The sequence below is a fragment of the Fodinicurvata halophila genome, from assembly GCF_042651425.1.
GTDB lineage: Bacteria > Pseudomonadota > Alphaproteobacteria > Kiloniellales > DSM-21159 > Fodinicurvata > Fodinicurvata halophila.
The window spans coordinates 239,545-265,420 of sequence record NZ_JBHSCW010000004.1; the positions used below are offsets into that span (position 1 = coordinate 239,545).

General features: G+C 63.0%; 26 protein-coding genes. 16 read left to right on the top strand and 10 right to left on the bottom strand.

Annotated features, from left to right (window positions below; all coding sequences use genetic code 11):
• The first annotated feature begins 9 nt into the window (after positions 1-9).
• A complete protein-coding gene (locus ACFOW6_RS10560; RefSeq protein WP_382422326.1) occupies positions 10-1,215 on the top strand; it encodes a phosphoglycerate kinase in 1,206 nt (401 codons plus the stop codon).
• Between the two features lie 7 nt (positions 1,216-1,222).
• On the opposite strand, the gene ACFOW6_RS10565 is transcribed toward ACFOW6_RS10560, so the two are convergent.
• From ACFOW6_RS10565 to htpX, 5 genes are all read right to left on the bottom strand, one after another.
• Positions 1,223-1,579: an AzlD domain-containing protein gene (locus ACFOW6_RS10565; protein WP_382422327.1), complete on the bottom strand. Its 357-nt coding sequence runs from the start codon at positions 1,577-1,579 to the stop codon at positions 1,223-1,225.
• Positions 1,576-2,295 (bottom strand): AzlC family ABC transporter permease, encoded by a 720-nt coding sequence (locus ACFOW6_RS10570; RefSeq protein WP_382422328.1) that lies wholly within the window; start codon positions 2,293-2,295, stop codon positions 1,576-1,578. The genes ACFOW6_RS10565 and ACFOW6_RS10570 overlap by 4 nt, the downstream gene beginning before the upstream one ends.
• Positions 2,296-2,454: 159 nt before the next feature.
• Positions 2,455-4,020, bottom strand: a complete 1,566-nt coding sequence (locus tag ACFOW6_RS10575; protein ID WP_382422329.1) for a PAS domain-containing sensor histidine kinase — start codon at positions 4,018-4,020, stop codon at positions 2,455-2,457.
• A gap of 61 nt (positions 4,021-4,081) precedes the next feature.
• The gene (locus ACFOW6_RS10580; RefSeq protein ID WP_382422330.1) at positions 4,082-5,224 is read right to left on the bottom strand and encodes a DUF2336 domain-containing protein; all 1,143 of its coding nucleotides are present in this window, start codon (positions 5,222-5,224) and stop codon (positions 4,082-4,084) included.
• Positions 5,225-5,512: 288 nt separating this feature from the next.
• Positions 5,513-6,388: a zinc metalloprotease HtpX gene (htpX, locus tag ACFOW6_RS10585; RefSeq protein WP_382422332.1), complete on the bottom strand. Its 876-nt coding sequence runs from the start codon at positions 6,386-6,388 to the stop codon at positions 5,513-5,515.
• A 76-nt stretch (positions 6,389-6,464) separates the two neighbouring features.
• Here htpX and ACFOW6_RS10590 point away from each other — a divergent pair, with 76 nt between their 5' ends.
• The 4 genes from ACFOW6_RS10590 to ACFOW6_RS10605 all read left to right on the top strand — a co-directional run bounded on the left by ACFOW6_RS10590 (position 6,465) and on the right by ACFOW6_RS10605 (position 11,179).
• Entirely contained in the window at positions 6,465-6,689 is a 225-nt protein-coding gene (locus ACFOW6_RS10590) for a DUF1674 domain-containing protein (RefSeq protein WP_382422334.1), read from the top strand.
• 383 nt (positions 6,690-7,072) lie between these two features.
• Positions 7,073-8,785, top strand: a complete 1,713-nt coding sequence (gene kaiC, locus ACFOW6_RS10595; protein ID WP_382422335.1) for a circadian clock protein KaiC — start codon at positions 7,073-7,075, stop codon at positions 8,783-8,785.
• Complete coding sequence (locus ACFOW6_RS10600; RefSeq protein WP_382422336.1) at positions 8,772-9,062, top strand: circadian clock KaiB family protein; 291 nt, start codon at positions 8,772-8,774, stop codon at positions 9,060-9,062. The genes kaiC and ACFOW6_RS10600 overlap by 14 nt, the downstream gene beginning before the upstream one ends.
• On the top strand, positions 9,062-11,179 hold the full coding sequence (locus ACFOW6_RS10605) for a PAS domain S-box protein (RefSeq protein WP_382422337.1): 2,118 nt from the start codon (positions 9,062-9,064) through the stop codon (positions 11,177-11,179). Before ACFOW6_RS10600 ends, ACFOW6_RS10605 begins: the two co-directional genes overlap by 1 nt.
• Before the next feature lie 13 nt (positions 11,180-11,192).
• Here ACFOW6_RS10605 and ACFOW6_RS10610 read toward each other — a convergent pair whose 3' ends face one another.
• Together ACFOW6_RS10610 and ACFOW6_RS10615 are read right to left on the bottom strand one after the other, a co-directional pair.
• On the bottom strand, positions 11,193-12,263 hold the full coding sequence (locus tag ACFOW6_RS10610; protein WP_382422339.1) for a DUF2332 domain-containing protein: 1,071 nt from the start codon (positions 12,261-12,263) through the stop codon (positions 11,193-11,195).
• Positions 12,264-12,391: 128 nt separating this feature from the next.
• Positions 12,392-12,580: a hypothetical protein gene (locus ACFOW6_RS10615; protein ID WP_382422340.1), complete on the bottom strand. Its 189-nt coding sequence runs from the start codon at positions 12,578-12,580 to the stop codon at positions 12,392-12,394.
• A 403-nt stretch (positions 12,581-12,983) separates the two neighbouring features.
• Here ACFOW6_RS10615 and ACFOW6_RS10620 point away from each other — a divergent pair, with 403 nt between their 5' ends.
• From ACFOW6_RS10620 to ACFOW6_RS10650, 7 genes are all read left to right on the top strand, one after another.
• On the top strand, positions 12,984-13,196 hold the full coding sequence (locus ACFOW6_RS10620) for a hypothetical protein (protein WP_382422341.1): 213 nt from the start codon (positions 12,984-12,986) through the stop codon (positions 13,194-13,196).
• A gap of 157 nt (positions 13,197-13,353) precedes the next feature.
• Positions 13,354-14,139 carry an amino acid ABC transporter ATP-binding protein gene (locus ACFOW6_RS10625; protein WP_449267361.1) on the top strand — a complete coding sequence of 262 codons (786 nt, stop codon included), beginning with the start codon at positions 13,354-13,356 and terminating at the stop codon, positions 14,137-14,139.
• Between the two features lie 19 nt (positions 14,140-14,158).
• The gene (locus ACFOW6_RS10630) at positions 14,159-14,959 is read left to right on the top strand and encodes an ABC transporter substrate-binding protein (protein ID WP_382422342.1); all 801 of its coding nucleotides are present in this window, start codon (positions 14,159-14,161) and stop codon (positions 14,957-14,959) included.
• Positions 14,960-15,098: 139 nt separating this feature from the next.
• Entirely contained in the window at positions 15,099-15,791 is a 693-nt protein-coding gene (locus tag ACFOW6_RS10635; RefSeq protein WP_382422343.1) for an amino acid ABC transporter permease, read from the top strand.
• Between the two features lie 12 nt (positions 15,792-15,803).
• Positions 15,804-16,487 (top strand): amino acid ABC transporter permease, encoded by a 684-nt coding sequence (locus tag ACFOW6_RS10640; protein ID WP_382422344.1) that lies wholly within the window; start codon positions 15,804-15,806, stop codon positions 16,485-16,487.
• A gap of 19 nt (positions 16,488-16,506) precedes the next feature.
• Complete coding sequence (locus ACFOW6_RS10645) at positions 16,507-17,511, top strand: pyridoxal-phosphate dependent enzyme (protein WP_382422345.1); 1,005 nt, start codon at positions 16,507-16,509, stop codon at positions 17,509-17,511.
• A 211-nt stretch (positions 17,512-17,722) separates the two neighbouring features.
• Positions 17,723-18,160: a PACE efflux transporter gene (locus ACFOW6_RS10650; RefSeq protein ID WP_382422346.1), complete on the top strand. Its 438-nt coding sequence runs from the start codon at positions 17,723-17,725 to the stop codon at positions 18,158-18,160.
• 63 nt (positions 18,161-18,223) lie between these two features.
• On the opposite strand, the gene ACFOW6_RS10655 is transcribed toward ACFOW6_RS10650, so the two are convergent.
• Complete coding sequence (locus ACFOW6_RS10655; RefSeq protein WP_382422347.1) at positions 18,224-19,168, bottom strand: pirin family protein; 945 nt, start codon at positions 19,166-19,168, stop codon at positions 18,224-18,226.
• An 88-nt stretch (positions 19,169-19,256) separates the two neighbouring features.
• Positions 19,257-19,889, bottom strand: a complete 633-nt coding sequence (locus tag ACFOW6_RS10660; RefSeq protein ID WP_382422348.1) for a cyclase family protein — start codon at positions 19,887-19,889, stop codon at positions 19,257-19,259.
• A 187-nt stretch (positions 19,890-20,076) separates the two neighbouring features.
• On the opposite strand from ACFOW6_RS10660, the gene ACFOW6_RS10665 reads away from it, so the two are divergent.
• From ACFOW6_RS10665 to ACFOW6_RS10680, 4 genes are read left to right on the top strand one after another with little or no spacing between them, the layout of a single operon-like run.
• Positions 20,077-20,775 (top strand): SCO family protein, encoded by a 699-nt coding sequence (locus tag ACFOW6_RS10665; RefSeq protein ID WP_382422349.1) that lies wholly within the window; start codon positions 20,077-20,079, stop codon positions 20,773-20,775.
• Between the two features lie 16 nt (positions 20,776-20,791).
• Entirely contained in the window at positions 20,792-21,256 is a 465-nt protein-coding gene (locus ACFOW6_RS10670; RefSeq protein ID WP_382422350.1) for a copper chaperone PCu(A)C, read from the top strand.
• Positions 21,257-21,272: 16 nt separating this feature from the next.
• Positions 21,273-21,812, top strand: coding sequence for a superoxide dismutase family protein (locus ACFOW6_RS10675; protein ID WP_382422351.1), 540 nt, complete (start codon positions 21,273-21,275; stop codon positions 21,810-21,812).
• 21 nt (positions 21,813-21,833) lie between these two features.
• The gene (locus tag ACFOW6_RS10680; protein ID WP_382422352.1) at positions 21,834-22,217 is read left to right on the top strand and encodes a hypothetical protein; all 384 of its coding nucleotides are present in this window, start codon (positions 21,834-21,836) and stop codon (positions 22,215-22,217) included.
• On the opposite strand, the gene ACFOW6_RS10685 is transcribed toward ACFOW6_RS10680, so the two are convergent.
• The coding region (locus ACFOW6_RS10685; protein ID WP_382422353.1) for a beta strand repeat-containing protein at positions 22,195-25,876 on the bottom strand (3,682 nt) is incomplete at its 5' end. The genes ACFOW6_RS10680 and ACFOW6_RS10685 overlap by 23 nt on opposite strands.

Genomic DNA, 25,876 nt, shown 5'->3' on the forward strand with positions numbered 1-25,876 from the left:
GAGCCTGCCATGACCGCATTCCGTACACTGGACGACCTGGACGTTGCCGGACAGCGTGTCCTGGTGCGCGTGGACTTCAATGTCCCCATGGAGCATGGAGTGGTTACCGATGCCACGCGTATCGAGCGTGCCCTGCCGACCCTGACGACGCTGCTGGAGCGCGGCGCGCGGGTGGTCCTGCTGAGCCACTATGGGCGGCCCAAGGGCAAGGCAGATCCGGCTCTCTCGCAGCGCCCGCTGCTGGCGCCTCTGGAGGAAAAGCTGGGTGGCAGGAAGGTTGCCTTCGCCGAGGACTGTATCGGCGCACCGGCCGAGGAGGCCGTGGCCCGGCTCAACGACGGCGACGTCCTGCTGCTGGAGAACCTGCGCTTTCATGCCGGCGAGGAGGAGAATGACGCGGAGTTCGCCGACAGCCTGGCACAGCTGGGCGATCTCTATGTAAACGATGCCTTCTCGGCTGCGCATCGCGCGCATGCCTCGGTGGAGGCCCTGGCCCGGCGCCTGCCGGCTGCCGCCGGCCGGCTGATGCAGGAGGAGCTGGAGCACCTGGAGAAGGCGCTGGAGAACCCCGAGCGACCGGTGGCGGCCATCGTCGGCGGCGCCAAGGTGTCCACCAAGCTGGAACTGCTGGGCAACCTGGTGGAGAAGGTGCAGCTGCTGGTGATCGGCGGCGGCATGGCGAACACCTTCCTGCACGCCTTCGGCGTATCGGTGGGCGCCTCGCTGTGCGAGACCGACATGGCCGATACGGTGGAGGATATCGTCCGCAAGGCGAAGCAGGCGGATTGCGACATTCTGCTGCCCACCGACGTCGTGGTGGCCGAGAAGCTGGCGCCCAACACTCCGCATGACGTGGTGGCCGTGGGTGAAGTGCCGGCGGACAAGATGATCCTGGACATCGGCCCGATGACGGCGGAACAGATTCGCAAGCGCCTGGGCGATTGCCGCACGCTGGTGTGGAACGGCCCGCTGGGTGCCTTCGAGGTGCAGCCCTTCGATGCCGGCACCAACGTGGTGGCCGAGGCCGCGGCCGACCTGACGGCCGAGGGGCGCCTGCTGTCGGTGGCGGGAGGTGGCGATACCGTTGCCGCGCTGGTGCGGGCCGGGGTCCTGGATCGCCTGTCTTATGTATCAGCGGCCGGGGGTGCCTTCCTGGAATGGCTGGAGGGCAAGACCCTGCCGGGTGTGCAGGCGCTGCGCGACTCGGCGAGCTGACCCGGTCTCAGCCGAAGCCGTAGGCCTGCCGGCCCCAGGTCAGCAGGACCAGAAGCGAGAAGCCGCTAAGCACGCCCAGGAACAGGTTGCGCCGTGTGAGGAAAAAGATCGCAAGCGCCAGCAAGGCGGCGCCAAGGCGATCGGACAGAGGCGTCTCCGCTAGAGGTCCCACCGGCAGAACGATCATGCGGGAAATCAGTCCGGCCAGCAGGGCGTAGGCGACGCAGGCCACCCATTCGAAGATCGGTGACTCCGTGTTGATGCGTCCCGACAGGGCGACGCCGAGTGCCCGCCAGCCGTAGGTCACGAGGAAGGTGATCGCCAGGGCAATGTAAGGTCCCCAGTGGGTAAGCTCTTCATTCATGAAGCTTTCCCCTTGCGCTTTCCCGCAAGCCCGCCGCCGAGGACGAAGGCCAGGCTGCCGGCGAGCAGTCCGGTGACCAGCAGCGAGAAGTCCGGCAGGTAGAGGTGCAGCACGGGTCCCAGGAGCGCGCCCAGGCCGAGGGCCCAGACGCGCGTGCGGATGCGCAGGTCCGCGGCGAAGACCAGCATGAAATAGATCGGGTTCAGGAAAACCAGGCCCAGCGACAAGGCAAGGGGTACGCTGCCCGCCAGGTAGTATCCAATCAGCGTGCCCATAAGAGCCCCCGGCCAGAGCACCATGGAGAAGCCCATGAAATAGGGGAAGCGCGCGGGACGCGGCATGCCGGGGCAGACCCTGAGCGCCTGGGCCCAGCCGGTGATTGCCACCCAGTGGACGACGAAATAAGGCAGCCAGCGTGGGGTCGAGGCGCTGCGCAGCACCGGCATGAGCACCACCGTCATGGGCAGCAGGCGGACGTTGGTGAGCGCCACGGCCAGCGCGATGACCAGGAAGGACGCGCCCGTGGTATAGAGCTCGACCATGGCGATCTGGCCCGGCAGGGCCCAGCCGGTTGCCGTGGACAGGAGGCCCTGGACCAGCGTGAACTCGCTTTGCCGAATCAGGGCCCCGAATCCGAGGAAGCTCGAGATGAGTACGAAGCCCGGAACCGACAGGCCGTCGCGGAATCCACGGCCAAAGGCACGCGTAAGCGACACGCCCTCGGCCTGGCTGTTGCCGGCTTGTCTCGAGGGACCGGTCTCGGGTTCAGTCTTCGGACGGTCCTGATCGTGTGAGCTCGTGATGACTGCGTTCCCCCTTGCTTGCGGGGAAGCTAGCCCCTGGCGCCATGTTGCGCCAGAGCCCGGCTGTGCATGTCAGGCCTGCAGCACTCGCGAAGCAGGCAGGATGAGGGAGACACTCGTTCCCTCGCCCGGATTGCTGTCGATTTGCAGTTCGCCGCCATGCAGTTCAATCAGCCCCCGGGTCAGCGGCAGCCCGAGGCCGGTGCCGGGGAAACGGCGCGAGAGCTGGCTGTCGACCTGGCCGAAGGGGGTGAGCGCGATATCGATCTGCTCGGGCGTCATGCCGATGCCGTTGTCCATGACCCGGCAGACCAGGCGCCTGTCGGAATCTAGCTCGACTTCCAGGCGGACATGACCGCCCTCGTCGGTGAACTTGATGGCATTGCCCAGCAGGTTGACCAGCACCTGGAGCAGGGCCCGCATGTCGCCATGAATCGGCGGCAGCAACTCCACGATGGAAGTTTCCAGCGAGATCTGCACCTCGTTGGCCTTCTCGCGCACCATGCGCAGGGCGGAGGTGACGAGCTGCGAGAAATCCAGCCGCTCCTCGTTCAGCTCCATGCGCCCGGCCTCGATCTTCGAGACGTCGAGCACGTCGTTGATGAGCTCCAGCAGGTGATGGGCGCTGTGCAGGATGTCCTGGGTGTAGCCCTTGTAGGTTTCGTTGCCGAGCGCACCGAAGGTCTCGGCCTCCATCAGCTGGGAAAAGCCGATGATGGCATTGAGCGGCGTGCGCAGTTCGTGGCTGACGGTGGCCAGGAACTGGCTCTTGGCGCGGTTGGCGCTCTCGGCCAGTTCGATGCTCTCGCGCAGGGCCCTCTCGCGCGAGAGCAGTTCCGTGATGTCGCGGGCGGTGCCGCGAAACCCGTGGAAGTTGCCGTCCGAATGATCGAAGACGGGCACAGCGCTGACCAGGATGTGGCGCGTGCTGCCGTCGGTGGACCGGGCCATGAGCGAGAGATCGCGGAAGGGGCTGCGGCGCGCCTCCTGGGTCAGCTCGTCGAGTGCGGAGGTGTCGCCGCTGAAGAGAACCGACAGCGGCTTGCCCATGAAGCTGCGCGGGTGCTCGCCCAGGGTCTCCAGGACACGGCTCGAGATATAGGTCAGCTTCAGCTCGCGGTCGGTTTCCCAGACCCAGTCGGACACCAGACGGGAGATGTCCTCGAAGCGCTCCTGCGCCTCGGTACGCTGGCGGCGCAGCCGGGCCGTATCCTCCCCGGGCAGGAAGCGCACGGCCACGAGCTGCAGCTCGCCCCTGGCATCGGCGTAACCGAAGATCTGGGGGTGGAGCGGCTGCCCGTCGGCGTTCTCGAGCTGCCGGGCGCTGTCCAGCGGTGCGCTCCAGTTGTCCGGGGCGAGGGGAAGCTGTTCGATTTCGGCGGAGAAGAGGGCAAGTGGACCATAGGAAGCGGCCGTATCGCCAGCCTGGCTCAACAGGTCGGGAAGAAGCTCGCTGAAGGTGCTGTTCTCGCTGATGATGTCGCCGTTACGGTCGACCACGCAGTAAGGCGGGGTCTGCTCCAGCAGATGACTGTGGGCAATCTCCGCCAGGTCGGCTTGCTTGCGCTGTGCGCTGGCGTTCCCGGGGCTGTCCCGCTTTTCCGAGACGGTCAGATGCAGGCCGCTGCTGCCGGACATACCCGTCTTCCTTCCCTCTTGGGGCTGCGCGCCGGAAACGGACTGGGAGGCGCTGTTCCCGTCACTTGGCCATGCGCGATTTTCCACGCGACGACTCCACACGCTGGACTGCATAGAGATACTCCGGATCCCGGCGCCAGCGCTTCAGGACGGCCTCGGCCGCCGCAGGCTTGACGCGGTCGAAGAGCACGAGGACCCGGGATAGCTCGTCCGGATCCACCTTCTGATCGCCGGGTCGGCCCTTGCGGCTCATCAGGAAGATCGAGGTGAAGACCGGCTTCTCGATGTTCAGGGCCCGACAGACGATGACCAGGCCTTCGCCGCCCGGCTCGTAGACCACACGGCGGATCAGCCGCATGCGCAGGCCGCTCATTTCGGCGAACAGAGCCTCGAAGAGCGCGACTTCGCCCTCGCGCAGCACCTTCACCAGGAACTCGGGCGTCATCTTCTCTTCTTCGCGATAGGTGCGCGCCAGTTCCCGGGCGGCGCTTTCCGGCATGTCTTCCCGCCCGAAGCCGTCGTTCGTCGAGTCGGAGATGATCGCTTCCAGCAGGTCGTCCAGTTCGGTGGGGTCGATCTCGTGCGCGGCCAGGATGTGCGAACGCAGGGCCGCACTGACCCACAGGCACAGGCGCCGCGCCAGCGCCTGCGGCAGGTCGCTGCGGTGGACCAGAGGCTCCTGGTAGGTGTCGACGCGACGCGACTCCTCAACCAGGTACTCCATGGCGGCGTGCGAAAGGCGGGACTTGGGATTGTCGAGCAGGGCCTTGATGACGTCCACGTGCCCCGACTCGATCAGTGCATCGGACACCGATTCGCTGACCTTGCGGCGCATGGCGATGGACAGCTGGTGCTGCATGCTGCGATGGCGGATGATCTCGATCAGGTCCGCGTCCTTCAGGATCTCGCTGGCCAGCAGGATGGGCCGGGCCACCTCGATCTCATCATTGGCCAGCATGACGATCAGCTCGCGCGGGGCATCCTCGCGGGAAGCCAGCCGCTGGCTCAGTTCGCGGCGGACAGTGGTCTCGACCTCACGGATCAGCTTGTTGAGAATGTCGGTCATGAGCGCGCGCTCGCGCTCGGTGAGCGTCTCGCCCTGGCCTTCGAAGAGGTCGCCGATCGTGGCCACCAGCGTCCGCCGCCCCTCGGAGCTGCGGTCGCGGGCCAAGTCCAGCAGTTCTGTCAGATCCTCTTTGTCCACGACGCGGAAGTATCCTTTGCCGGTTTTGCCATGGGGCTCCTCTGCGGCGCCTTTGTCACCCGATTCTTCGGTTCTGTGCTCAAGTGTTTCCATGGCTCGAAAACAAAAATTCCCTCTTTCAGAAAAAGACTCTGCGTCAAAGACTTAAATGTTTCGTTAAAATCCCCGTCAGTTTCCATCCGGCGCAATTTTCCCCCTCGCCGAAAAGACTTGGAGCGAGTCGCGTACGACTCGCTCCCTAGAAGACTCGCGGATTTTTTCCCGGCGTCAAGGCCGGGGTTAAAGAGGTCAACCCCAGGGGCTGGGCCGATTGCCCTGCGGGGCGTCCGCCTGACCGGCCATCTCGCGCAATCGGGCCACGCGGTTCTCGGTGCTGGGGTGGGTCGAGAACAGGCTGTCCATCTGGCGCGCGTGCAGCGGGTTGATGATGAACATGTGGGCCGAGGCCGGATTCTCCTCCGCCGCCTCGTTGTCGATCTGCGAGGCGGCCGTCTGGATGTTCTGCAGGGCCGAGGCGAGCCAGAGCGGCTGTCCGCAGATTTCGGCGCCGATGCGGTCGGCCTCGTACTCGCGGGCACGCGAGATCGCCATCTGCACCATCATGGCCACCAGCGGCGCCAGGATCATGACCAGGATCGTGCCGATCAGGCCCAGCGGGTTGTTGCGGTTGCCGCCGAAGAAGATGGCGAAGTTGGCCAGCATGGAGATGGCACCGGCCAGGGTTGCGGTCAGCGTCATGATCAGGGTGTCGCGGCTTTTCACGTGCGCCAGCTCGTGCGCCATGACGCCGGCGATCTCCTCGGACGAGAGGCGCTTGAGCAGGCCCGTCGTGGCCGCCACGGCCGCGTTCTCCGGGTTGCGGCCCGTGGCGAAGGCATTGGGCTGCGGGTTGTCGATCAGGTAGACCTTGGGCATGGGCAGCTCGGCCCGTTCGACCAGCTGTTCCACGATGCCATAGAACTGGGGGGCCTCCTGCCGGTCGACCTGGCGCGCCTTGTACATGCGCAGGACCACCTTGTCGGAGTTCCAGTAAGCATAGAAGTTCATCGCCACGGCGATGGCGAGCGCGATCAGCATGCCGGTCTGTCCGCCGAGCATGAAGCCGACGGCGAGGAAGAGACCGGTCATTGCGGCGAGCAGAAGTGCGGTGCGGAAGTAACTCATGGCGTTAAAGAGATGGGCTCTGGCGGGGAGCGTTCAAGGCTTGGCGGGCGGCTTTCCACATGCCATATAACGATACATGAGACGCTTTACATCCTATCGCGCCAAGATCAAGCAACCGACCTCGTCCCCGACGGCCAAAGGCGGTGCGAGCGCCTCTGCGACGACCGCAACCGGCCAGGCGCCGACCGGGCGCGAGGAGACGGTTGCCCGCGACAAGGCCAGGGAGCTGGGCGGTCCGGATGGCCTTGAACCCACCCGCTACGGCGACTGGGAACGCAAGGGCATCTGCTACGACTTCTAGAGGGCAGCTTCCAAGACGAACGCCAAAAGGTGTGCCTTGAAACAAATGCACCTGAAGGTAGAAGAAGGTGCTTCTGAATGGGCGTTTCCATGCTCTATGTCCCTTATGTAAAATACTTACTGAGACTCAAGGTTACATAGAGTACACTTGTGTCTTGTGGTACAGATATATTGTGAAGTTATTTTTTAGTAATGTAACAATATTTCTATATTGAGAGCTTATATTTATTATTATCCAATAGTAGTTTAAATAAAGATATTATGATCTTTTATGTAGTTCGGCGCCATATTTTATTGTATATTGCAGGATATGGAGCGCCTTAGTATAATTACCCTGCATTGAGACACTTATATACTATCTGAGTATTGTGCGGGCAATTTACGATGTTGAAATCGCCCACGAATATCAAAGGATTTGACGCCATTACGAGCGGTGGTCTGCCGGCCGGGCGGACCACCTTGGTTGCCGGCGATGCCGGCGCGGGCAAGACGGTTTTCGCGCTTCAGGTGCTTGCCGAAGGGGCACGGACCTATGCCGAGCCCGGTATTTTCGTGGCGTTCGAGGAAAGTGCACAGCGCATCAAGAACAATGCCCAGACGTTCGGTTGGGATCTTGACGCGCTGGAACGCGAGAATCTGTTCTTCCTCGACGCCCAGCCCGATACAGGGCTGCTTCACTCAGGCGAGTTCGATATCGAGGGCATGCTGGCGGCGCTTGAAGCGCGCGTTTCGGCCATGGGGGCAAAACGCATCGTCTTCGATGCCATTGATATCATCCTGGCCATGATGCCCGACATCGGCAGTGTCCGCCACCAGGTTTTCCGGCTCCACAGCTGGCTGCTCGAGCATGAACTGACGGCCGTCATCACCATGAAGTCGGTCAGGGACTCGCTCGTCATTCCGGGGCTTCAGCCACTCGATTTCATGCAGTTCATGGTCGACTGCGCGCTCCAGCTCAACCATGGCATACAGGATGGTGTCTCCCAGCGCTCCCTTCGTGTCTGCAAATATCGGGGAACCGCCTTCGAGGAGAACGAGGTGCCGTTCGTTATCGGCTCGTCCGGCATTGAGGTGGCGTTTACGTCAAACTGGGACTATCCCGAGATACCGGTGAGCGATGAACGGTTGTCCAGCGGTGTCGCCAGGCTTGATGAGATGATGGACGGCGGCTATTTCCGCGGGGCGAGTATCCTGCTGACAGGCTCGCCGGGAACGGCCAAGACCACGCTGAGCGGAGCCTTTGCCGCAGCAGGTTGCGAGCGGGGCGAGAATGTCCTGTTCGTCAGCTTTGATTCCAGGAGCGACGAGATCGTCCGCAACCTTGAGTCGGTGTCGATTCGGCTTGCCCCCCATATCCAGTCCGGGCGGCTCCGCATGCAGAGCCTGAGGGCACTGACGAGCAGCGCGGAGACGCACCTGCTGCGGATCCGTGAACTTGCGGACGAGCATGGTGCCACCTGTCTTGTCATCGATCCCCTGTCCGCGCTCGCAAAGTCCGGAAACGTCGGCAGGGCCCCGAGCGTGGCAGAGCGCATGATCGACTGGGCCAAGGCAGCGGGCATGACGGTGATGTGCACCAGTCTGGTCGACGAGGGCGGCGAGCCCATGGAATCGACCCCTATTCAGGTGTCCACGATCGCCGACGCCTGGCTGCACCTGAGTAATGTTATCCATGCCGGCGAGCGCAATCGGGCACTCTCCGTCATCAAGTCCCGCGGGACCGGGCATTCGAATCAGGTGCGCGAGCTCCTGCTGTCAAGCGATGGCATTGATCTGACCGAGGTGTACACGTCGGGCGGAGAGGTGCTGATGGGCTCCATGCGCTGGGCGCGTGAACGCGAGGAAGCGCTGGCAAAGCGGGAGCGCGAAGCCCGCGCCGCACAGGAGCGGGCGCGTCTGCAGGCCGAGACCTCGGAGCTGGAGCACCAGATCGCCCTGCTCCAGGACCGGCTCGTCTCCAAGCGCGAAGAGGAGAGCACTCTGCATGAGCGTTACGAGCAGATCAATGAAGAGAACTCGAAAACCCGGGCGCAGTTGCATCGTCTGAGGAAAGGCAAGACATCCAGGCAGGACGAGGCCGGCGATGATGAGCAGTGAGGCGGTCGTTAAATTCTGCCTCTATGTGGCCGGCGACCTGCCCAACTCCCAGCGTGCCCGTTCGAACCTGGACGCCTTCTGTCGCGAGCACCTGACTGGGCGCTATTCCATCGAGATCCTGGATGTCACCCAGTCTCCCGAAAGGGCGCTTGAAGACAATGTCCTCATGACACCCCAACTCGTCGTGCTCAACGGGGCATCAAGGCGCGTGATTGTCGGCAGCCTGCAGGATCGCACCGTGCTTTTCGAGGCTGTCGGCCTTGGAGGCCATGTGTGATGGGCAGCGGGGAGGACCTGGTGCAAGGCAGCCAGGACGAGTTGTCGGAACTGGTGGAGATTCTTCACCGAACCTATCAGCGCATCACCGAACTGACGGGCGGCTCGGCGGATTCCGTCGTTCACACCGGCTCGGGCACCAGTTACCTCCTGCCGGACATACAGGGCGAACTGCAGAGGATGGAGGCCATGGAACGCCAGCATGCCTCGGAGCGGGCAGCCATCCTGAATGCGCTGCCGGCGCATATCGCGCTGCTGGATCATTCCGGACGCATCCTGGCCGTGAATGATACCTGGAGGAGTCTTGCAGAGGAAAACGGTGCAGCCGGAACCGTGGAGCCGGTCGGGCAGAACTACCTGGATATCTGCGAGTCCGCCAGGGGAGCAAGCGCCTTCTGGGCAGGCGATGTGGCTGGAGGGCTTCGCAGCGTCCTGAATCGGCGGCAATCGCGATACACGCAGGAGTATTCCTGCCTGTCCTCCGGCGAAGAACGTTGGTTCCTGCTGGCCGTCACGGGCCTCGAGCGGGATGACCGGAGTGGTGCCGTGGTCATGCACCTGGACGTCACGGATCGCCATCAGGCGCACCAGAAGGCGGATGACCTGCGGCGTCGACTGGAACGCCTGGTCGACCAAGCCAAGGTCGGTATCCTGGTTCACAGGAACTTCAAACCCATCATCGCCAATCGAGAGCTTGCCCGCCTGCTCGGCTATGACAGCCCCGAGGGTATCCTGGCACTTGCGGACAGCCGTGATCTCTTTTCCGAAGAGGAACATGCGCGGATCACGGACTACAACGAGGCCCGCACGAGCGGAGGGGAGGCCCCCGCTATCTATCAGGTCAAGGGCAAGCGCCGTGACGGCAGTGTCGTGGTCATAGAGAATCGCGCCTTCACCATCGAATGGGGGGATGAGACCGCTGTTTGCGCCATGCTGAGCGACATTACCGCGCAACTGGAGACCGAGGAGCAGCTGCGCCAGGCCCAGCGCCTCGAGGCCATCGGGCAACTGACCGGCGGGGTGGCGCATGACTTCAACAACCTGCTGACGGTCATACTGGGGAACGCGGAAACACTCGCGGACAGTCTTTCGGGACAGGACGACTTGCGGCAGATGGCGGAGATAACCGTCAAGACCGCCGAGCGCGGCGCCCAGCTCACGAACAGGCTTCTGGCCTTCGCGCGCCGTCAGGATCTCGAGTCGGAATCCGTCGACCTCAATCGACTGATCGGCGAGATGAACGAGCTTATACGCCGAACTTTCGGCCGATCCATCGAGATCCAGCTTGCCCTCGACGAGGACGTTGCCCTGGCGCTGGTGGATCCCGGCCAACTGGAGAACGCCATTCTCAATCTCTGCATCAATGCCCGTGATGCCATGCCGGAGGGAGGGCGTATCGTAATGGAAACCGCCAATGCCTCGGCGGCGCATGTGATGGAGCGGGTGCAGGACGCAAAGGCCGAGGGTTCGTTCGTCATGGTGGCCGTGGAAGACACAGGCACGGGGATGGACGAGAACGCGCTCAAGCGCGCCTTCGAGCCCTTCTTCACGACCAAGGTTGTCGGGGAAGGCAGCGGGCTTGGCCTGAGCATGGTCTATGGCTTTGTCCGGCAATCGAACGGCTTCGTGAACATTGAGTCGACGCCAGGAGCGGGCACGCGCGTGGAACTGTATCTGCCACAATCGGAGCTGGATGAGCAGGCCAGCATGACCAGACAGGCTGAAGCGGTCGATTCCCACGGTGAGGAGACGATCCTGCTGGTCGAGGATGACGATGCGGTTCGCGAGTATGTCTATCTACAGCTTCGAAGCCTGGGATATGACGTGCTGCTGGCCTCCAGCGCTCTCGAGGCGCTGGAAATCCTGAAACGTGCCAGGAAGGTCGATCTGCTTTTCACCGACATCATCATGCCGGGGGGCATGAACGGCCGCGAGCTTGCCCGCGAGGTTTCCGAAACCTATCCGCAGCTGCCCATCCTTTTCACTTCAGGCCATGCGGAAGGGGTGCCCGGCAGGGACGAGGAGTCCAGCGAATTCCTGCTTCAGAAGCCCTTTCGCAGGCAGGAGTTGGCGGAAAAGTTGAGAACCGTGCTGGGCCAGGGGAAGTCAGGTTCCTGAACCCAGTTACCGGTTATCTACTGTCTGCGTGCCACTCCACCCACTGGCCGTGGAAGCCGGCGCGGCCGAGAGCAATGTGGTGGTCGCCCGGCCACAATCGTAACGTCACCGCCGCGCCGCCAGGCTGTCCGTCGTCTTCCATGGCCAGCCAGGCCAGGGGGGCGTCTTCGGTGCTTGCCTGGCCGGCCGCCTCGATGGCGGCGCGTCCCTGAGCCTGCTTGTCCTGTGGGAAATACTGCCAGGCGATGGTGTGGTAGACGAGGTGCAGCAGCCGGCCTGGCCAGGCCGTTGCCAGGCGTCCGGCCAGCCAGTCCACGGCGTCCTGCCGGTCCACTTCGGCGTCCAGTACGGCCATGGCCGCGCGCGTGCGTGCGAAGCGCTCCGGCTGGTCGGGCCAGAGATAGGCGATCAGGCGCAGGTCGTCTTCCGCTCTGCCGACCCGCAGGGGGTTGAGGTCGACCCCGCGCCGCTCCGATATGCGGGGATTCGCCCGGAGCGGCAGCGGGCCGTGCCAGTCCGGCGCGAGGCAGACGGGCGCATTCGACGGACCCCAGAACTGCCCGGCGATCTCCAGGGCATAGCGATCGAACATGAGGTTCAGACCGGCGCTGGCCCCCAGTTCCGAGAGCTGCAGGGGTAGGCCGAACTGTGCATCCAGCCAGTGGGCCGCGGCGATCAGCACGGCGCTGCGCCGGACCTCGTTGGTTTGTGGCGGGCGCTCGACCCATTCGCAGAGGAAATCGTCATGGCGTCGCAGGGCCGTCAGGACGACTTCGCACAGCTGCGCATCGTCGACCTCGTTCGGCGGATAGACGGCGGCCAGCTGCGTATCCCGTCCCTTCAACACCAGGGCGTGCAGCCCGCCGGCCACGCGCAGGGGAAGCGATGCGCCGGCGGGGCCCAGCTCGCCCTCCCAGCGCACAAAGCGTTCAGCCAGTGCCGTGTCGTCCGGCCAGTGCTCGGCCAGCAGCTCCATCAGCCGCCCCATGAAGGGCGAGTCGAATTTCCGGCAGGCCTCGGCCTGTTTCAGGAAGGCTGACTGCAGGTCGGGCGTGGTCTTCGCATGAGAGGACTCTTGCTCCATGAGCCTATGGATACGGCTTTGGCGGAACGACGCAAGCGTCCTATCGGGTCTCGTCGGACCTGCCGACCCTCGGCGCCTGATGGCGCGTCAGGGCCGGCGCGCATGTTTCCGTATGATGGACGAGGCTTTCAGGTTCCGTCTGGGCGATAGTGTTCAGGGTCAAGCAATGTCGGCTCGTCCGGAAAGCGTCGCACATTCGGCTTGTCTAGGCGTTCCAGCACGAAGTTTGCGTCACGCCGATCCACCACACGCCATTTGCGGTGAGGTGGTTTGGCGTCCATGAAGACCTGTCCGATAAGAATCTGGTGTTCCGACACTCTGGACCCTCCCTTGGAAACCGGAATGGAAACAGACGCCGCCTTCCGGAGGGGACCGCCGCCATGCGGTGCCCTGCCCGGATTGCTTGCCCGAAGGCCGGCTGTGTCTGCGATACCTAAAAGATGTCAGTCCCGATCCCGGTTTTGTAGGGGATGTCCCCATTCGAAGGGCGGGAAGGCGGACCCAAGAACAAATTTTCCCTACACGAGCGAAACGGGTGGAGCTATGGTTTCGATTCTGGCGAACCGTGCAAAGCCGGTCCGCTTGCACCGTTTCGGAGCAATTGACCTTGCGGGGGCATAGGGCATTTCAGCGCCAGGTGCATCAGGGGGATTCGGGGGCGCAGTGACTGCACGTTGCCAAGGGCTTCGTGACAGCGTGACGCAACATCGGGGTCGGGGCATGCCAAGACGCGACAAATCGGAGATCCCGTATGGGACTCGCTTCGTCGAACAGGAGAAGCAGACAGCCGTCTGGGTGGTACAACGTGCCATCAACGATTTCTCCGGGAACCCTCATGTCATCATCGCGCGCGAAGACGATCCGACCTGGACCGTGATCATTGCGGTGTCCGAACTTCGCAATCGCACGCGGTTCAGGCGCCTGGAGACTTAGGGACAGGCGAGTCCAGGGGCAACGCGCCGCTTTATTCAGGCGTTGTTCCTATTGCTGTGCCGGGGCTCAGGGGACCTTGAGGCTGGCGCAGAGGGGTGGTGCGCTTGACGCCTGCGTTACGCTGAACCTAGGCTCATGACCAGAAAGAAAAAACCACGTGTCTAGGGTGATGGAAAGCGCGCGTAGCTACGACTCCGAAGCTGTCATCGTGAATATCGAAGCCGTGTCCCGAAGCTTCAAGCTTCCACGCGCTGGCGAGGTGCGCGCGCTGGACGAGGTTTCGGCGACAGTCAGGCAAGGCGAGGTCGTTGTTATCATTGGTGCATCCGGGTCCGGAAAGAGCACGCTGCTGCGCACGGTCAATGCCCTTGAAACCGTCGACAAAGGCCGGATCACGGTCGATGGCATCGAGGTTACCAGTTCTCAAAGCAACCTGAATCGACTGCGCGCCAACGTTGGAATGGTTTTCCAGCATTTCAATCTGTTCGCGCACAAGACGGCCCTGGACAATATCGTGCTGCCGCAAATGGTCGTGCTGAAGCGTTCACGGGACGAGGCGGTCTCCAGGGCCAAAGAGCTGTTGTCCCGTGTCGGAATTCCGGAAAAAGCGGATGCCCCGCCCGGGGATCTGTCCGGAGGGCAGCAGCAACGCGTTGCGATCGCCCGAGCGCTCGCGATGAATCCGAAGGTCATGCTGTTCGATGAGGCCACCTCGGCGCTCGATCCCGAGACTGTCGGGGGAATTCTGGCTCTCATGCGTGACCTTGCCGAGGAAGGCATGACAATGATGGTGGTCACCCACGAGATGAAGTTCGCGGAGGATGTGGGCAGCCGCATCATATTCATGGACCAGGGCAAGATTGTCGAGGAAGGAGCCCCGACAACCTTCTTCAAGACTCCGAACAACGAAAGAACAAAGGAGTTCTTGAATCAAATCCTCTAACGCAAAGGAGAAGGGGAGAATGAGTACCTTTACGAGACTGCTACGAGCATTGCCGGCTATGGCATTCCTTGTCGTGTTCGGCACCGCCGCTACAGCCAGTGCGAGCACGATGGAAGACATCATGGAACGCGGCACCTTGCGTGTTGCGGTTCAAACCCAGGGTCCGCCCATCAGCTTCGTCGACGCCCATGGAGAGCGTACGGGCCTGGCCGTCGAGGTCGTCCGCAACATGGCCGAGGACATGGGTGTCGAGCTCGAGCTGCAGGACTACAGCTGGCAGGGCCTGATCCCCGCACTGCTGTCAGGTAAGGCGGATCTGATCGCGGCGGACATGACGCCGACGCCCAAGCGCGCCACGCAGCTGCTGTTCACCGAACCGATCTTCTTCACGGAGATCATTGCGTTCGCGAACGAGGACAAGGGCTACTCGCACTGGGAAGATCTCAAGGAGGAAGGTGCCACGATCGGCGCCCCGGAGGCGAGCACCTATGCAGCGGCCGCGGACATCAAGCTGCCGGAGTTGACCATGAAGGAGTATCAGGGTGGCACCGCGGCCACCGCCCAGGCCGTGTCCTCGGGGCGTGTCGATGCGGGCATCAGCGACAGCGGCACCATCAAGGCATTCCTGGAGGACTACCCAGAATTCGAGGTGCTCGAGGGGACCCTGCGCAAGGAGCCGCTGAGCTTCGCGACGCGGCCGGATTCGGTTCACCTGCTGATGTTCATGGACAACTACATCCGCTTCACCGAGCATTCCGGCCAACTGGGTGAGCTGCTCGATTACTGGTGGAATACCCAGGATTGGGAAGAGGATCATTGATCCAGACTTGCCATCCCTCAGGATTGGGGTCATGCAAGTCATGATGCGTGTCGGCCTGCGATAACCAGCAGGCCTTTCGCGACATTGGCGGGAGTGCGCTCGCGCGAGCGCACTCCCGCTTCTGTAAGGCCGTTCATAGATGGAAAATTTAGCCCAATTCTATAACCTGCGCGTAGTGCTGAACTATGCCGATACCTTTCTGCAGGGTATCTGGGCGACGCTTTGGCTCAGCGCGCTCTGTCTTGTCCTCTCGATTGTTCTCGGAGTCCTGCTTGCCGGTCTCCGCATGTCGAAGACGGGCCTGCTGTGGCGGCCGGCGGCCGCGTATATACAGTTCATCCGTGCCACCCCGCTGCTGGTGCAGATCTACCTGGTCTACTACGGCCTGCCGGAGCTGTTCGGCAATGTCGGGATCCTGACGGAAACTGTCTCCGGCATCATTGCGCTTACGCTTCACACGACACCCTACATGGCCGAGATCATCAGGTCGGGCATCCAGTCTGTCGACGCGGGCCAACACGAGGCCGCTACCGCCCTGGGCCTGAAACGGCATCAGCGCATGGTGCTGATCATCCTGCCGCAGGCCTTTGCCAACGTGATTCCCACACTGCTCGGACAAACCGCAGTCCTGATCAAGGACACCTCGCTACTGAGCCTGATCGCGGTCTTCGAGCTCATGCGAGCCGGCCTTACCGTGATGCACGAGAACGTCATGCCGAACGAGGGCCTGCTGACCGTCGCTGTCTGCTATCTGCTGATATACGCAGGCATGCTCGTTCTATCCAATGTCGTGCAGCGGCGTCTGCACGGCGGCCGGTATCAGCCGGCGTAAGGGGAGAGCAGGATGTTTCAGGACCAGATACAGATGATTCAGAGCATCACGCCCTTCCTGCTGGAGGGGCTGTGGCTGACCTTCCGGATCACCATCATCGGCATTGTCGTCGGCTCGCTGATCGGCCTGGTGCTGGGGACCTTGCGCAGCCTGCGCATCCTGGGACTGACGGCGTTGATCGGGCTGTACATACACCTGTTCCGCGGCTCCCCCTTCCTGGTGCAGCTCTATATCTTCTATTACCTTTTGCCGGAGCTCGGCGTGGCCTGGCTGCAGTTCGATTCCATGCAGGCGGCGGTGATCACCCTGTGCCTCTACACCGGCAGCTACGTCACCGAGATCGTCAACAGTGCGATCGCCGCGTTGCCGAAAGGCCAGGACGAGGCGGCCCGGGCGGTCGGCATGACCAAGGCGCAATCCCTGTGGTACGTCGTGCTGCCCCAGGCGCTGCGCATGATCATTCCCCCCATGAGCGGGGTCTTCGTGATCATCATCAAGAGCACGGCCATCCTGTCCGTTGTCGGCCTCTCTGAACTGACCCGGCAGGGCCAGATCGCCTCCTTGCGCTTTCCGGGCGATCTGATGCTGATCTATGCCTGCGTTGCCGTTCTGTACTTCGTCTATTGCTATCCGGTCCTGAAGTTCGCGGATTGGGCCGAAAAGCGGATCGGCGGCGTGACCCTGAAGATGCGCTAAGTCCGCGAGGGGAAGATCGATGCCGGTGGAAACCGCTCTCTCGGGCCAGCCGCGCTATCGGCTGGTGTCCGGGCCCACCCCGCTGGAACGGCTCGAGCGGCTGGCCGCCCACGTCGGGCATCATGGGCTCTATGCGAAACGCGATGACTGCATGGCGCTGGGGATGGGCGGCAACAAGCTGCGCAGCCTGGAATTCTGGCTCGGCGAGGCCCTGGCCCGGCAGGCCGAAACGCTGCTGGTGGCCGGCAGGTCGACATCCAACCAATGCCGCTTGACGGCCGCGGCGGCCGCGAAATGCGGCCTGCGGTGCATCGTTCTCCACAACGACGACCCGCCGGAGAGGGCGGAGGGGAATCTGCTTCTGTCCCGGCTCTACGGCGCCGAGACCAGGTTCCTGGGGTCGATGGACGAGGATGAGCGCAGCCGCCGTCTGGCCAAGCTTGCGGAGCAGATGGAGGCCTCTGGGCATCGATGCTATATCGTCGGCGACCCGGTCGTCGGCGCGCTCGGCTACGTGGCCTGCGCCGCGGAGCTGATCACGCAGGCAGGAGAGCAGGATGTGGCGCTGGAGAACGTGATCCTGCCGGGATCCATGGGGCCGACGGAGGCCGGGTTCCTGTTCGGCTGCGCCCTCGCGGGCGCGCCCTTCCGCGTGCACCTGGTGAGCGTGGAATACAGCATCGACAGGCTGGCCCAGCTGGTGGAGGACCTGTTCGAGCGGCTCTGCGCGCATACCGGCGTGACGCCCTCCGTGACGCCGTCCTCCTTCGTGCGATATCACGAGCGCTACCTTGGCGCGGGCTATGACATGCCCACGCCGGAGGCAATATCCGCCCTGGAAACCGTGGCAGCCCTCGAGGGCATGCTCCTGGAAGCGACGTACACGGCCAAGACCTTTGCCGGCGCCCTCGATCTGATCGCGCGCGGGGAAATATCGTCGGACGCCCCCACCTGCCTGATCCATACGGGCGGCATCCCAAGTCTCTTCACCCAAGCCGGAGGGCTTGGACTGGACAGGCTCTGAGAGGGCCTGCGGTCGTGGTCCGGGCTTGCTGAATGGTTTCGATGGAGCCGCTGTGCCGTCGGGCACAGGCCCGCGATGCCTGCTGACCACTTATGGGGATCAGTCTTGCGTTACGGTATCGCACGCTTAAATCCAGCGGCGAAGAGAGGACGACCTCCCCCAATCTGGGACACTTGTTCGGGACGGCCCGAGGACATAAGAGGGGAGGATCATGCGCACCACCCGCGATCGTATCCGCCATGCGCTCAGCTTTGAGATCATTGGCCTGCTCCTGGTCACGCCGCTTGGCGCCTGGACGTTCGCCATGCCGATGCACGACATCGGAATTGTCGGCATCGTGAGCGCCACGCTCGCCACGATCTGGAACTACATCTACAACCTGCTGTTCGATCACGTGATGCTCCGCCTTGCCGGCAAGGTGCAGAAGTCGTTGGGCGTACGCGTTGTCCATGCCGTGCTGTTCGAGTTCGGCCTGCTGCTGGTCCTCATGCCCTTTATCGCAGTCTACCTGGGGGTCACGCTGGTGCAGGCCTTTTTCATGGATGTGGCGTTTGCCCTCTTCTACATGGTCTACGCCTTCGTCTTTAACTGGGTCTACGACTGGATCTGGCCTGTGCCCGCCTCCGAGAACGCATCAGGGAGAGTCTGAGCCCCGACGCGCTTGATGGCCGCGCTGCATGGCGCGAGAGTGCCCTGTCCAGCAGCACTCGCCCTACAGGGTCTCATCCGGCAGGGGAATGTGCTCTTCCCGGTCGCCAACAGGAAGCTCGAAGAGGCCGTCACCCCAGGTCTCTGCGCGCCACTGGCGCTTGGCCTCCTCGATGCGCTCCTTCGAGGAGGCGACGAAGTTCCACCAGATATGGCGCGGCCCCTCCAGGGCGGCGCCGCCGAGGAGCATCAGCCGTGCCCCCTGGTCCCCCGCCGCGACGGTGATCCTGTCGCCGGTCCGAAAGACCATCATCTGACCGGCCTCGAAGTCTTGCCCCGCGACCGTCACTTCACCCTCGACGACATGAAGGCCGCGTTCCTCGTGCTCGTCGGGCAGCGGGAGGCGCGCGCCCGGGCGTAGCCGGACGTCCGCGTAGAAGGTCTCGGAGAAGAGCGTGGCGGGTGCCTGCTCTCCGTAGGCCCTGCCGAGGATCAGCCGCAGCTCGATCCCATCACCCTCGATTCGTGGCAGCGCGCGTTCGTCGTGATGTTCGAACAGGGGCGCCATATCCTCGTGGCTTTCGGGAAGGGCGATCCAGGACTGGATGCCGGACAGGCGGCTCGGTCCCGTGCGGGCCTCCATCGAGGTGCGTTCGGAATGGGTGACGCCGCGGCCGGCCACCATCCAGTTGAGCGCGCCGGGACGGATGATCTGGTCCGTGCCCAGGCTGTCGCGATGATGCAGGTCGCCACTGTAGAGATAGGTGACGGTGCCCAGGCCGATATGCGGGTGCGGGCGCACGTCGATCCCCTGGCCAGTCAGGAACTGGGCCGGCCCCATCTGGTCGAAGAAGATGAAGGGCCCCACCATGCGGCGCCTGGGCGCCGGCAGGACGCGGCGCACCTCGAACCCGCCGAGATCGCGGGCGCGCGGGACGATCAGGGTCTCGATGGCCTCGGAGCCGGTTTCCTCCGGACAACCGGGTGTGAGGGCGGGGTTCCAGCTCATCGTCTGTGTCCTTTCCGGCAGGCGGAGAGGACAGTCTAAGCGAATGCCGCGCCCCTTCCTATCCCATCGTATGTATCGTGCGCACCACTCACGCGTGCCAGATGATGGCGCGAACGGGGGCGCCTTCCAGTTGCGGGACCTGCAAGGGCAGGCCGGCGAACCAGCAGTCGCCCGCGGGCACGTGGCGCAGGGCCAGGCAGACGAAGACCGGCAGGTCCGCCTCCGCGCACTGCCGGTGCGCGGCGAAGCTCGTGGAATCGGCCGGATCGAGGCTGTAGTAGTCGAAGCCGATGGAAAGCGGCCTGTGTGCCAGCAGGTAACGGGCCGCATCTTCTGCCAGATGGACGTAGTCCTCGCGGAACTTCGGGTCCTGAAGCAGGGGTGAATTCCGGGTCTTGAGCAGGAGGTGCCTTTTTTCCGGGATCGCCTCCCCTGCCAGCCTGTCCGGCCGGATTTCTGTCTGCACGTCCGAGAGGTCGAGCACCCAGGCCGGCCCGAGGAAGCGTTCCACCGCGTAATCTCCCAGAATCTTGCCGTCCTTCACGAAGTGCGCCGGCAGGTCGACGTGGGTGCCCACATGCGCTGCCAGCTCCAGCTTCGAGGCGGTCAGTCTGTCTCCCTGTGCGATGCTGCTCAGCAGCTCGACGGTCGGGGATGGGTCGCCAGGAAAGACCGGGACGTCGGGGCACAGCGGGAGGGTGATATCGATGACATTCTTCATGATTGGCGCGTGTCCCTCTTTCTGTAAGTCCGCGGCAGTCGGAAAACCTGCGGATGAAGTGGGCATCATATCTCCGGGGTAGGCCGAGATATGTCGCGACGATCAACCGCATGGATTTGCGAAAGCTGTTCTTCGAGAGTGTACATGCACCTCGCAGGATGATTCGGAGGCCCCGACAGGCAACGAGATGACACAGCGCGGACGCATATATCTCCTCTCTGCACTCGTCCTATTGCTCGTCATGTTGATTGCGGCCGGCGGACTTGTCTATCGCATGGGACTGGAGTCCTCGCAGAGCAGCGCGCAGGAGAGGAATGACAGCGAGCTCGCCGAGTCGGACAGCGTGCCCATCGGCGGGGATTTCAACCTGGTCAACGATCAGGGCGAGGACGTGACCCAGGCGACCTACGACGACAGCTACAAGCTGGTGTTCTTCGGGTTTACGCACTGCCCGGACATCTGTCCGACGACGCTGAGCGACATCACGCGCACGATGGAGCGTCTGGGGTCGGCCGGCGAGCCGATCCAGCCGCTTTTCATCAGCGTCGATCCGCAAAGGGATACACCCGAGACGCTGCGCCAGTACCTTTCCAACTTCCATTCCAGCATTGTCGGCTTGACGGGCAACGAGCAGCAGGTGAAGCAGGCAGCGGATGCCTTTCGTGTCTACTTCGAAAAAGCCGAGCCGGAGAACTATTCAGGCGCCGAGGAGGACCGGGCCGCGGAAAGCGAAGCTTCGGGCAACACGGATTACCTCGTCAACCATTCGGCGAACATCTACCTGATGTCGCCCGGCAACGACTACATCACGCATTTCAACTACGGGGCCGAACCCAAGGAGATGGCGGGGATGATTCGCTTGGCGCTGGACGACTCAAGCCAGTGAAGGAAAGAGGACAAGGATGAACTGCAAACGACTGCTCGCGGCGGCGACCCTGGCGCTCAGCGCCTGTTTCGTGCCGCTGAGCGTGATGGCCACCGATATCGAGGTTTCGGACCCCTGGGCACGGGCGTCCGTGGGCACCTCGCGCCCGGGCGTGGCCTACATGGAGATCCGGAACCATGGCGAAGCCGAGGCGGTCCTGGAAGGTCTGGAGACGCCTGTTGCCGCCATGCCCGAGCTGCACGAGAGCGTGATCGCGGACGGACAGGCGCAGATGCGCCCCGTTGAGCAGATTTCGATCGCCCCGGGAGAGACCGTGACGCTGGCGCCCGGCGGACTGCACGTCATGCTGATGAAGCTGCAGCAACCGCTCGAGGAAGGGCAAGCGTTCGAAGTGACCCTGCAGTTCCAGGACGGAACATCACAGGACGTGCGCGTGCCGATCCTCTCGATCGGCGCCAGCGGTCCGGACGGCGGTGAATAGGAAACTGGAGACAAGCATGCAGGGAACCCGTCTGCTCGGGCTGCTGGCGGTTGCCATCTGTCTCGCGACCCTGCCGGCTCAGGCCGGCTCTGCCGAGAGCGTTTCAACCGAGGTCCACCGCATCAGCACGGAGGGCCGGGAGGCCAGTGTCGGGGAGGTCACCTTCACGGATACGAAGCATGGACTTCTGGTCGACCCGGATCTGGAGAACCTCCAGCCCGCCGGCCCCCATGCGGCCCATGTCCACGAGCAGGGAGACTGCGGCCCCGGCGAAGGGGGCGACATGGCTGGCGCCGCCGCCGGCGGGCACTACGACCCCCAGGGGACCGGCCGCCATGAAGGGCCTTATGGCGAGGGGCATCTGGGCGACCTGCCGAACCTGATTGTCGAGAAGGACGGTGCGGCAAGCATTCCGGTCCTGGCGCCCAGACTTCAGGTCTCCGACATCAGGGGCCGTTCCCTCATGATCCATGCGAAGCCTGACCGCTACACGTCACATGGCATGCACACGCACGGCAAGGGCGGACTGCGCATGTATTGCGGCGTGATCGAATGAGGCCATAGAACAGGCGGCATTGTGCTCGGGTGGGATCGGCATGGAGGAGCGATCCTGCCGGGGGTCACCATCGGTGACGTCGCCATCCTTGCGGCCAAATCCGTAATTGCCAGGGACGTCCCGCCCTGTGCCATGTTGCCGGAACCCCCGGCCCGGGTCATTCGCCATCGCTTCGAGGAGCTGGGCGGCATAGTGCTGGACATCTCGTCCAGCTACGGCAACGCCGAGGCCAACATCGGCCGGCTTGCGCGGGAAACCGGGGTGCGCGACCAGTTGTTCATGGCGCCGCGCCTCTTGCTATCGCGCCGTCATGAGCGGTGGAAGAGAGGAACGGGATATTCGGGAACGCGGGCTGGTGGCCAGAGTAGGAACAAGAGCTTACTCAGTTGCCGCAGGTCTCGATGACGCCGCCGGTCTCGAGCTCGAAACCGGAGCCAGAATAACTGCCACTGCTGTCGTCGCAGACCACGCCGCCGAGTTCGTCGGTGGCGTCGATGTTGTCGGTGCCCGAGAAGTTGCCCCCGTTGAGGGTGAAGAGATTGTTCCCGATCCGGCCCTCGAAGCGGTTGGCGGAGATGTCGACGTTGCTGGCGTTCGTGCCGAAAACGATACCGTCGCCGTCGGTCTGGGTCAGCTGGTTGTCAGTCAGCACGATACTGCCGATGGTATCGCCGGCATCCGCGCCGAAGACGATACCGGCGCCGCCGATGTTAGTGATTTTGTTCGCATCCAATGTGACACTGCCGTCCGGTGCTCCGGCATCTTCGCCGAAAATGATGCCAGTACCGCCGGTATTGGTGACCTTGTTATCCTTCAATGTGACACCCTCGCCACCGCCGCCTAGTGCACTGGCTCCTTCGCCGAAGACGATACCGCTATCTGCAATGTCGGTGACCTGGTTGGCCTTCAATGTGACACTGCCACCATCACTGGCGGCATTGTCAGCGAAGATGATGCCGTTACCCTCGATGGCACCGTCGGTGCCGGTGACCGTGTTTGCCTCAAGTGTAACATTACCCGCGTCATGGCCGGCATTGTCACCGAAGTCGATACCGTTGCCGCCGGGGCTGACGATCTTGTTGGCCTTTAGTGTGACACTGCCAAACCATTCTCCAGCATCGTCGCCGAAAAGGATGCCGTTGCCGCGGGTGTTGGTTATCTGGTTGGCCTCCAATGTGACACTGCCACTATCATAGGCGACATCATCACCGAAGTCGAAGCCGTTGCCGCCGGTATCGGTGATCCGGTTTCCAGTCAATACGACGCTGCCTCCGCCCCACCCGGCGTCATCGCCAAATGCCACGCCATGCTCTCCAAGGTCAGAGATCGTGTTTCCATCCAGCATGATGCTTCCGCTATCGCGACCGGCGCCAGCACCGAACTTCACACCATCGCCTCGGGCGCCAGAGATAGAATTTTCCTTCAGTATGACGCTACCGCCACCAGTGCCGGCGGTATTGCCAAATGCCACTCCATCGCCAAATCCAGGGCTCACGTTAGTTATCCCTGCATTCGCAATCCAATTCTGCCTCAGTACGACGCTGCCTCCGTCCTCCCCGGCGTCATTGCCAAATGCTACGCCATGCTCTCCCAGGTTAGAGATCGTGTTTCCATCCAGCATGATGCTTCCGCTATCGAAACCGGCGCCATCACCGAACTTCACACCATCGCCTTGGGCGCCAGAGATAGAATTTTCCTTCAGTATGACGCTACCGCCACCAGCGCCGGCGTCAGTGTTGTTAAATGCCACACCATCGCCTTGGGCGTTAAAGATAGAATTTTCCTTCAGTATGACGCTACCGCCAACAGCGCCGGCGGCATTGCCAAATGCCACACCATCGTCTTGGGCGTTAAAGATAGAATTTTTCTTCAGCACAACGCTGCCGCCTTCGACACCCGCGCCATCCCTGAATGCCACGCCATAGGCTTCAGGATCAGAGATCGAGTTTTCTTTCAGCACGACGCGTCCACCGTCCTCGCCGGCACGAGCGCCAAAAGCTACGCCATTGTCTTGCGGGTCAGATATCGTGTTTCCGGCCAATACGATTTTGCCGTCATCGATGGCGGCTTCCCTACCGAATGTCACGCCATCCCCCTGGGCTCCAGAGATCGTGTTTCTGGTCAGGACAACTTGACCGTCGTCGATGGCGGCGTCTTCGCCGAATGCCACACCATCGCTTTGAGCACCAGAGATCGTGTTTCTGTTCAGGGCGATGCTGCCGTTCATCCAGCCGGCTTCAGTGAGGAATTCTACGCCCTTGCCTCCAGGGTCAGAGATCGCATTGCTGCTCAACACGATGCTGCCGTCTTCACCGGCGTCATGGCCGAACCTCACGCCAGTGTTCTCTACGCCTGTGATCGTGTTGTCCTTCAGCGCGATACTGCCGGAATTTTGGCCGGCTGAGTTCCCGAACTCGATGCCCGCGCCGCCGATATTGGTGACTTGGTTTCCAGTCAGTTCGATGGTGGCGCCCCTATCGCCGGCCAAGCTCCCGAATTCGATGCTGTTGCCGTCGGTATCGGTGACCCCGTTTTCGGTCAGTACGATACTGCCGGAATTTTGACCGGCTGAGTTCCCGAATTCGATACCATCATCGGTATCTTTGACCTGGTTTTGGGTCAGTTCTATGGTGCCGACAAGGTGGCCGGCCAAGCTCCCGAATTTTATGCCATTGCCTTCGGTGTCGGTGACCTGATTGCCCCTCAGTCTGACGCTGCCGAATGAAACGCCTGCTTCATCACCAAAGACGATACCATGATTGCCTGTATCGGTGACCCGGTTTCCGGTCAATTCGACACTGCCATCGAAATAGCCGGCCTCTTCGCCAAAGAAGATGCCATCTTCGACAGTCCTGGTGATCTCATTACCCGTCAGGTGAACACTGCCTTCTCTGCCAGCATCTTCTCCGAAGGAAACCCCTGCACCTCCAGTTTCGGATATCGCGTTCTCGGCAAGGGAGAGGTTTCCTCCCAAAGCTCCGGCATTCTCCCCGAAGGCAATCCCGTCCCCGTCGTTGCTAGTTGTGGATATACCGGTCCTGGATATTGTGTTGTTGACCAAGAAGACGCTGCCGCCCTTGCCGGCCGCCTCCCCAAAGGAAAGCCCTGTACCGCCGGTATCGGAAATCATGTTTCCGGTCAGCGTTATGTCTCCTGCGCCGGTACTAGCCTCGTCTCCGAAGGCCACGCCATGGCCGCCGGTCTGCGCTATGGTGTTGCCGGCGAGGGTCACGTTGTCTATGTCGTTGTCTCCGTAGAGCCCCATGTTGTCCGAAGGGGCCGAGGTGTCGCCGCCGCGGACGTCCAGCCCGCCGACATAGCTGTTGTCGGCCAGCTTGACCACCGGCTGGTCGCTGCCGTGCCGCACCGCCCCGCGGCTGCCGGGGGCGTTGTAGGTCAGGGTCTGGCCGGACTCGACGCCGCGCACGGCCAGCTCGTGGCCGCCGCCGATGAGCGTCTGGCCGTCCTCCAGCGTGACGCCGCCCTCCAGCTCGCCGTCACCACCCTTGGCGATGACCAGCCCGTTCTCCTCGGCTTCGGCCAGGGCCTCAGCCAGGTTGTCGCCGCCGCCGGCCACCTCGACCACCTCGCCGATCTCGACGCCCGTGGCAACGTTCTCCACATCCTCCGTCTTTTCCGGCCGCTCCGAGGGACTCGCCTCGGTGACGATGTCCACGTCGCGCACCACCGGCGCCATCATGCGCCGCTCCTGGCGCGTCAGCGGGCGCGCGTCCGAGCCGCCCATGTCACCCTGCAGCGGGATCGACAGGCTGAGCCCCAGGAAGCCCTGGCTGCCCCGCGGCTCGTCCCACTGCGCCTCGGCACTGGCCGTCACCCGGGCGTTGGGCGAGAGCCCCGGCAGCTCGAAGATGTCCAGCTCCACGCGCCCGCGCGGGCCGGTCACGCTCTCGGCGTCCGCGCCGTCGAAGTGATAGCCTCCGGCATAGACCCGAAGGTCCAGCGGCCCCTCGCGCTCGAAAACCGGCACACGCGCGCCCACCTCGGCATCGACGCCGTAGAGTGCGCGCTCCTCGCCGGCGAGGAGCTGCAGCTCGCCGCCCTGG

Coding starts and splice junctions, on each gene's coding strand:
- ACFOW6_RS10600 (WP_382422336.1), top strand. CDS start 8,772: ATGATGAGCAGTGAGGCGGTCGTTAAATTCTGCCTCTATGTGGCCGGC.
- htpX (WP_382422332.1), bottom strand. CDS start 6,388: ATGAGTTACTTCCGCACCGCACTTCTGCTCGCCGCAATGACCGGTCTC.
- ACFOW6_RS10660 (WP_382422348.1), bottom strand. CDS start 19,889: ATGAAGAATGTCATCGATATCACCCTCCCGCTGTGCCCCGACGTCCCG.
- ACFOW6_RS10640 (WP_382422344.1), top strand. CDS start 15,804: ATGTTTCAGGACCAGATACAGATGATTCAGAGCATCACGCCCTTCCTG.
- ACFOW6_RS10655 (WP_382422347.1), bottom strand. CDS start 19,168: ATGAGCTGGAACCCCGCCCTCACACCCGGTTGTCCGGAGGAAACCGGC.
- ACFOW6_RS10670 (WP_382422350.1), top strand. CDS start 20,792: ATGAACTGCAAACGACTGCTCGCGGCGGCGACCCTGGCGCTCAGCGCC.
- ACFOW6_RS10565 (WP_382422327.1), bottom strand. CDS start 1,579: ATGAATGAAGAGCTTACCCACTGGGGACCTTACATTGCCCTGGCGATC.
- ACFOW6_RS10645 (WP_382422345.1), top strand. CDS start 16,507: ATGCCGGTGGAAACCGCTCTCTCGGGCCAGCCGCGCTATCGGCTGGTG.
- ACFOW6_RS10575 (WP_382422329.1), bottom strand. CDS start 4,020: ATGTCCGGCAGCAGCGGCCTGCATCTGACCGTCTCGGAAAAGCGGGAC.
- ACFOW6_RS10650 (WP_382422346.1), top strand. CDS start 17,723: ATGCGCACCACCCGCGATCGTATCCGCCATGCGCTCAGCTTTGAGATC.
- ACFOW6_RS10605 (WP_382422337.1), top strand. CDS start 9,062: ATGGGCAGCGGGGAGGACCTGGTGCAAGGCAGCCAGGACGAGTTGTCG.
- ACFOW6_RS10620 (WP_382422341.1), top strand. CDS start 12,984: ATGCCAAGACGCGACAAATCGGAGATCCCGTATGGGACTCGCTTCGTC.
- ACFOW6_RS10590 (WP_382422334.1), top strand. CDS start 6,465: ATGAGACGCTTTACATCCTATCGCGCCAAGATCAAGCAACCGACCTCG.
- ACFOW6_RS10635 (WP_382422343.1), top strand. CDS start 15,099: ATGGAAAATTTAGCCCAATTCTATAACCTGCGCGTAGTGCTGAACTAT.
- ACFOW6_RS10675 (WP_382422351.1), top strand. CDS start 21,273: ATGCAGGGAACCCGTCTGCTCGGGCTGCTGGCGGTTGCCATCTGTCTC.
- ACFOW6_RS10630 (WP_382422342.1), top strand. CDS start 14,159: ATGAGTACCTTTACGAGACTGCTACGAGCATTGCCGGCTATGGCATTC.
- ACFOW6_RS10560 (WP_382422326.1), top strand. CDS start 10: ATGACCGCATTCCGTACACTGGACGACCTGGACGTTGCCGGACAGCGT.
- ACFOW6_RS10665 (WP_382422349.1), top strand. CDS start 20,077: ATGACACAGCGCGGACGCATATATCTCCTCTCTGCACTCGTCCTATTG.
- kaiC (WP_382422335.1), top strand. CDS start 7,073: ATGTTGAAATCGCCCACGAATATCAAAGGATTTGACGCCATTACGAGC.
- ACFOW6_RS10610 (WP_382422339.1), bottom strand. CDS start 12,263: ATGGAGCAAGAGTCCTCTCATGCGAAGACCACGCCCGACCTGCAGTCA.